This is a genomic window from Prosthecobacter sp., from assembly GCF_044232965.1.
Lineage (GTDB): Bacteria > Verrucomicrobiota > Verrucomicrobiia > Verrucomicrobiales > Verrucomicrobiaceae > Prosthecobacter.
On record NZ_JBIIKX010000133.1, the window covers coordinates 1 to 6,880 of the forward strand.

Genomic DNA, 6,880 nt, shown 5'->3' on the forward strand with positions numbered 1-6,880 from the left:
ACCGGCACGCTCGTCAAGCTGCTGCGCGGCGAAGTTTCTGAGGCATGGCCGGTGAGGCTCGAGCGCCGATAAAGTAGGACGACTGTGGCGACAGCCCGGTCGTCTTCCTGGGAGGACGTTACCTGTGCGAACACACAACAAGACGGGCGGTCTGTCGCCACACCCGTCACGACAGATCCGACGCCAGCACCGAATTCGCGGCGCGCAGGGCCAGTTCTTTCGCCTGGGCGATCACGCGCACGGGCGTGTTGTCGAACATGTAGGCATGGCAGCTAGGGCAGGTGACGGCACGAGTCACCACGATAGAGCCGCAGCCTTCGCAGACTTTGTACTGCTCGGGATGGGTGGCGATTTTCTCCGCCTGCTTCAGACGTGAGTCTGGTTTGTGCTCGTGCGCGCTCATGAGACCGCGCATGCTACGGCGCGCTCCGCTGCGTGCAACCTTGGTGATGTCAAACTTGCGCTGAATTTTGCCGTTGCTTTGCGGATGTTAAGCAGTCGCGCACAACGCACGCTTCTACCGTAGCGGTTGGCGTCAGCCTACCGCCGAACGTCCCTACGCCACTCAGCCCAAACCTTCCACACTCCACCCATCGCGATACTTCCGCGTGAGCTGGGCGTTCAGTTCCGGCTTGTTGGTCACTTTGCCCGCCGCGGCATCCCATTCGATCCAGTCGCCCGGGTTGCGCTCCGAGAGCACGCCGAGGAGCACCGCTTCGGTCACGGGGCAGCCGTAGGTGGGCAGATCGGTGGCGGCTTTCTCGCCTTTCATGCACGCATCGACCCAGTCGGTGTAATGATTGGCGATGCGGGTCTTCGGATAAGTGAAGCCAGTAAATTTTTTCTCCGGCACGAGCCACGGACGTTGGCTGTGCGGCTTGAAGATGCCGCCGTTCTCGCCGATGAAGAAAATGCCGCTCGGTGTGTCTTTGGTTAGCACGCTGGGCTTGATGACGCGACTGTCATACGGATAACCGCCGTCGCTCCAGGTCATCTTGATCGTGTCGCCCGCCGTGAGCGGCGTGCCGGGGAATTCGAGCTCCAGATGGCGCTTCTGCGCATACAGATCGCCCTTGCTGCCCTCGTCGAGGCAGCGCACGCGCTTTGGTGCAGCGAGACCGAGACAGGCGAAGACGACATCGAAGTAATGGCAGCCCATGTCGCCCATCATGCCGACGCCGAAATCCACCCACGAACGCCACATCGACGGATGATACGCACCTTCGAGAAACGGCACCTCGTTCGCGACACCGAGCCACAGGTTCCAGTCGATGTGCTCCGGCACCGGATCGGCCTGCGCTTTGCGTTCCGTGACTTTCGGCCACCAACTAGCCTTCTTGTTCTCCCAGCAGATGACTTCCCTCACCTTGCCGATGGCCCCGCTCTTGATGAGATCGACCGTGAGCGACGTTTCGATGCTCGAATGCCCCTGCGTGCCCATCTGCGTCGTCACCCCGGCCTTCGCCGCCTCGGCGCTGAGAATCCGCGCCTCGTGGATGTGATGTGTGAGCGGCTTCTGCAAATAAACATGCTTCTTCGCCCGCAAGGCCGTCACCGCCATCGCTGCGTGCATGTGGTCCGGCGTGCCGATCGTGACCGCATCGATGCTGTCACCAAGTTTGGAAAGCATCTCGCGATAATCACGGAACGTCGCCGCATCGCCGAGACGTTCCTTCGCCGCAGGATCTTGATGCTCCTTCCGCCGTGACGACATGCCCTTCGTGGCCAGTTCCAGCGTCTTCGCGTCCACATCGCACATGCCGACCATGCGCACCTTCGGATGCTGCAGCACGCTCATCATCGTATTTCCGCCCATGCCGCCCACACCGATCGACGCTACCTGAAACATCGAGTTCGGCGACCTCGCGCGCACGATAGCGGGCGCGGAAACGTAAGCGGAGGCGGAGGCGGAGGCGGCAAGAGATTGCTGGAGAAAGCGGCGGCGGTTCATAGGCCACATGGAACGTGTTAGTTGGCAGGCATCTCTCGCGAGTTGCGCGAGCAAAGTGGTGCGCCCCCGGCACGGTGGGGAACGAGCGTTCACCAGTCTCCAAACCCGCACAGAGGACTGTGCGGACCACTTTTATTTCACCGCCACACCCGCCGACTTTCGGATCTTCATCAAGATCGGGAAGCTCGTCTGCAAACCAGCACTGTCGTGTTCGTTGCGGGCGGAGCTGAGGGCGGCGTGGATGAGGGTGTCCTGGTTCTGGACCCAGTTGGCGGCGCGGAAGAAGATGGGGCGCTCGTTTTCTTTTTCGCGGATCTGCACGCCGTTGAGGCCGATGTCATCCACGATGACGCCATGCGGCAGGCCATGCACGTCGAGGTTGATGAGCCCGTCGTTGCCTTGGCGGACGGCGCGAATCCATGCCTTCACGGTCTGGCCGGGGACGAGGGTGATTTCGAGGGGCTTGGTCTCGTCTTTGACCTCGCGCATGACGGCTTTGCCGCCGACATCGGGCTCCATGACGATGATGAACTTCGGCGCGGCACCGAGCGTGACTTTTCCGAAATTTCCAGCGTCGTGCGTGATCGCTTTGCTCTTGGCGGTGATCTTGAGCTTGCTCCAATCGGCATCCGCTTTGGCATCGGGTGCGGCGCGGAGTGAACCGCTGATCAAATCGTGCCCGGCTTCGATAATGAGCGGCGACGAGGCGAAATAACCTGTGGGCAGGCCAGTGATGTCGATCTGGATGGGATCGTCGAAATTATCGATTCGATCCGCGCGGAAGGAGAAGCCGATGGAGGCTCCAGGCATGACGGTGGGGTTCGCGCCGGCGAGTTTGACGCTGAAGTCGGGCTTCGGCTCACGGATGGTGAGGGCGTAAACAAAACGCTCGCCGCTCCAGCCGCGTGTGTCGGTGACTTTGACGAGGTAACGGCCATCGGCAGGCGCGGTGAAGGTGAGGCGCGAGTCACTGCCGAGCTTGCGGTCGCCGCTGTCGTCGTTGGCGTAGTTCAGCGTGAAGACGGGCAGGCCGTTCGGCACGATCTGGCTGCCGATGGGCCGTGGTTCGACGACGTAGCAGGGTTCGTCGAGCGAGTGAGAGGTGGCACTGGTATCGAAGTAGGCGCGGCGTTTGCCGCCGTTGATGTAGAAGAAGCAGCCGCCATCCGGCCCGCGCGGCATGCGCACGATCTTCATCACGTCGCCGTTGAAATAGACGAACTCGTTCAGCTCCATCTCCTCCCAGTTTTGCAGGCGGATGTCCGGGTTGTTGGCATCGACGCTGCGGAAGTTGTTGTAGCTGTCGCGCACGGCCTGAAGCATCACACGCGGCACGGGTTTGCCATCAGCGTGGAGGATGTCGAGCTTCGTGTCGGCAGGAGAACCGACTTGGGCAGCGAGCGTCTCAATGATCCACGTCTGGCCTTTTTTGGCGGTGACGTAAAACGAGTTTTCCAACTCGTTCTCCGAAGCTCCAGAACGAGTTGGAAAACTCGTTTTACGTCCAAGCACGCCATTCACCGTCACGGGAGCGGTCACTTCATGCGTGGTCGTGCCATCGACATGCGGTCGGGCACTCACACGCAACACGGGCATGGAGCGGAAGCGCAGCGTCTTCGCATCCAGCGGCACGTTCATCAGGCCTTCTTTGTCGGCTCTCATCGTCACGTTCGCCTTATCGCCGAGGTGATGGCCAATGAGCGTGACTTTCGTGTCCTGACCGACCTGCGCGGCGAGCGGCGACCAGGCGGTGACATACGGCAGAGCGCCGATAGTGAGGCAGTAAGCATGATCGGCGCTGCCATCCATCGTGGTGTTGCTCACGAGTACCATGTAATCGCCAGCCGCAGGCGCTTTCCAGGCGAGGAAAGGATCGCTACCGCTGTCTAGGCCGCGATTCACGGCGAGAACGGTGCGGTTCGTGTCCATGATCTCCAGCGTCGGTGATTTCGCCGTGCTGCTGACCTGCGCGATGCCCAGATCGAGCACGAGTTCCTCGCCCGCCTTCGCGGTGAAACGATACGCATCGTGCTGCCCGATCTCCGTGAGCGTGCCCCACAGACTCGCGGGCAATTTGGCGACAACGACCGGTGCTTCTTTGAAATCCGCCGCCTTCGTGACGATGGGCGCGATGTCGTCAGCATACACTTTCAGCTTCGCCGTTTCGCCGCCGGAGCTTTTGAGCCACACATCATAAGCACCGCGCGGCACGTCGGCGCTGGCGGTTAGCTTCAACCGCGCGCTCGTCGCTTTGATCGAGCTTTTGACGAGGTGCGCTTTGATTCCTGGATGAGAAACCATCGCAGTCGTATCTTCGGTGAAGTTCTTGCCAGCCAGCGACACCAGCAGCTCTCCACCGATGTGCGCGGCGCGTGGGGTGAGGCGCGTGAGTTCGGGTTTAATCGCTTTGGCGACCATCGCGGGCTTGGCAGGCGCGGGTGCCATCACGGTCTTCCCGGTGGTCGATTCATAGACGCTGAGGCTGCCGTCGATGCGACCGGCGATGAGCTGCGCTTTGTCGGTGAAGGCGAGCGCGGAGGACCAGTCAGGTTGTTTTTCGAGCGGGAGTTTTTCGGTGAGATCGGCGGTGCTCCAGAGCTTGAGCGATTTGTCGGTCGAGGTGGAGGCGAGCAGTTTGCCGTCGAGGGACAGCGCGAGCCGCAGGATGCCGCCTTCGTGCGCAAAGCGGCTGGTGACGATCTTGTTCGTGCCTTCTTTGGCATCAGCGCTGATGTTCCAGAGACGGATGCGATTGTCGGAACCGGCGGCAAAGAGCTGTTTGCCATCAGCGCTGAAGACAACGCTCGTCTGCTCCTTCGTCGGCTGCGAGAGTGTTTCGAGCCGCTGGCCGGTCGGAATGGCCCACAACTTCACTGTGCGGTCCGCGCTGGCGCTGGCGAGCACCTTGCCATCGGGACGGAACGAGAGACCGTTCACCGCGCCGTTGTGGCCTTTGAGCAACGCGACTTCCTTGCCCGTCGCCGTGTCCCAAAGACGAATTTTTTGATCGTAGGCTCCGGTGGCGATCAGTTTGCCATCGGGTGAAACAGCGAGCGCATACGCGGCATCGAGATGACCTTCAAACGACTGCTGCAAGGTGCCGTCGCTCGTATTCCAGCGCTTCACTTCGCCGACGATGCCAGCCTCGCCGCCTGCGGCATACACGGCGTCGCCATCCGGCGAAAACGCAACCGCGTTGGCCTTGCCCTTGATGCCGGTGAGCTTGCGAATCACCGCCCGCGTGACCGGATTGAGCAGTTCGACCTCTCCGTAGCGTCCCACCGCGATGAGCTGTACCTTCGGCGAAAACGCCACCGCTTGGATCGAGCGCTTCGGTGCCACCGTCGGAATGATTTTCGGCGTGATGACCTCTTTCGGCATCGGTTTCGCGTCCGCGACGAGCGGGCCCTTCGCGCCCGCATCGATCCACGCCTTGATCAGTGCGATCTCCTCCGGCTTGAGCCTCTCACGCTTGCCCGGCGGCATGAATTCGTTCTTCCCGCCGCGTCCTGAGCGGCCTTCGAGGAATTTAACCAGCATGCTCTCGCTGCTTTTGCCCGCAACGATGGCGGCACCTTCCTTCCCGCCCTTCATCAGCGCTGTGAAGGTGTCCAAGACGAACTCGCCATCCGCATCATCGGCGCTGTGGCAGTCGATGCAGTAGGTGTCCCAAAGCGGAGCGATCTGCTTCGTGTAGTCCACGCCTTGGGCTTGGGTGGCCACTGTGAGCAATGCGAAAAGAATGGGAGTGATGAGACGCATGGGAAGGATGAGGTGAGTGCTGCGTGCTCTGCGTTAGTGATTAAACAAAAACTCCTTCGATCCCATCAGGCTCCAGAAGATGTCTTCGAGCGTGGTGCGGCGGTCTTCGGGTTTGGCGATGGCGAGAAGCTGGGTGGCTTTGGTGAGTTCTCGTTCGGTGGGTTCGCGGGTCAGTGTCACAAGATAGGCTTCTTCGATGATCTTGGCGTCGGGCTGCTTGCTGGCGAGCAGAGCATCAAGGCGGTTGTCTTTTTGCGAAAGCTTGAGGTTCAGGGTCTCGCCATTCGCGATGTGGAGGGCCTGGGCCATGCTGGGTTCGTTGGTGCGCTCGCATTCGCAGGTGGCGACGCGGTCGGCGCGGCCGAAGCTTTTGAGAAAGTAGCTGGCGATGTTGCTGTCGGGCAATTGCAACGCGCGGAAGCCCATGGGGTAGCTTTCGCTGGTGCCTTTGTTGGCGTTGCGTTTGTCGATCTTGAACGTCGTGGGCGCGGCGGTGACCTGCGAGATGGTGTCGAGCAGGATTTCGGCCTTAAGACGACGCGGGACGTAGTGCGATCCGTAGCGGAGGTCGGTGATGTTTTCGGGCAGGGTGATGCTGCTGCGCTGATAGGTCTCGCTTTGCAAAATGGTGCGCATGAGGGCCTTCAAATCGAATTTGTGCTGCACGAGATGCGCGCAGGCAGTGGCGAACAGTTCTTCGTTGCTGGCGGCGTTGGTGACGCGGAGGTCATCGACGGCCTCGACGAGGCCTGCGCCGAAGAAATTGGCCCAGACGCGATTCACGATGGCTCGTTGGAAGAGTTTGTTATCGGCACCCGTGAGCCAGTTGGCGAGCACGATGCGGCGGTCCTCGGTGGAGGTCATCGAGATGGGCGTGGTGACATCGAGCGGGCGTGGCGGCGGCGGTTTGCCGGTGAGCGGCGCGACAAGATCGCCCTGTGTATCGGAGAACAGCACGCGCTCATCGGCCTGCGTGCCGTTCTTGGTGCGGACGCGGGCGAACAAATTGGCGAAGCCGTAGTACTGCTCGTTGGTCCATTTCTCCATCGGGTGGTTGTGGCACTTCGCACAGCCGATGGAGGTGCCGAGGAAGGCGATGCTGACGGTCTCTGCGCACTTGGTGGGTTCGTCATTCAGGACGAAGAAATTCACGCCGCCATGCTCGAG

The 6,880-nt window shown here is 61.1% G+C and carries 4 protein-coding genes; all 4 read right to left on the minus strand.

Translation table 11 applies throughout. The annotated features are described in order from the left end of the window. Window positions 1–166: 166 nt before the first annotated feature. Window positions 167–415 carry a hypothetical protein gene (locus ACILSI_RS26435; RefSeq protein WP_395724928.1) on the minus strand — a complete coding sequence of 83 codons (249 nt, stop codon included), beginning with the start codon at window positions 413–415 and terminating at the stop codon, window positions 167–169. A gap of 150 nt (window positions 416–565) precedes the next feature. Then, window positions 566–1,951, minus strand: a complete 1,386-nt coding sequence (locus tag ACILSI_RS26440) for a Gfo/Idh/MocA family protein (RefSeq protein ID WP_395724929.1) — start codon at window positions 1,949–1,951, stop codon at window positions 566–568. Between the two features lie 132 nt (window positions 1,952–2,083). Beyond that, window positions 2,084–5,713 carry a c-type cytochrome domain-containing protein gene (locus ACILSI_RS26445; protein WP_395724930.1) on the minus strand — a complete coding sequence of 1,210 codons (3,630 nt, stop codon included), beginning with the start codon at window positions 5,711–5,713 and terminating at the stop codon, window positions 2,084–2,086. Between the two features lie 33 nt (window positions 5,714–5,746). After that, a partial coding sequence (locus ACILSI_RS26450) for a DUF1553 domain-containing protein (protein ID WP_395724931.1) occupies window positions 5,747–6,880 on the minus strand: 1,134 nt, incomplete at its 5' end.

Bases quoted from the DNA above. Each gene is read 5' to 3' on its own strand.
- ACILSI_RS26435 (WP_395724928.1), bottom strand. From the start codon at position 415: ATGCGCGGTCTCATGAGCGCGCACGAGCACAAACCAGACTCACGTCTG.
- ACILSI_RS26440 (WP_395724929.1), bottom strand. From the start codon at position 1,951: ATGAACCGCCGCCGCTTTCTCCAGCAATCTCTTGCCGCCTCCGCCTCC.
- ACILSI_RS26445 (WP_395724930.1), bottom strand. From the start codon at position 5,713: ATGCGTCTCATCACTCCCATTCTTTTCGCATTGCTCACAGTGGCCACC.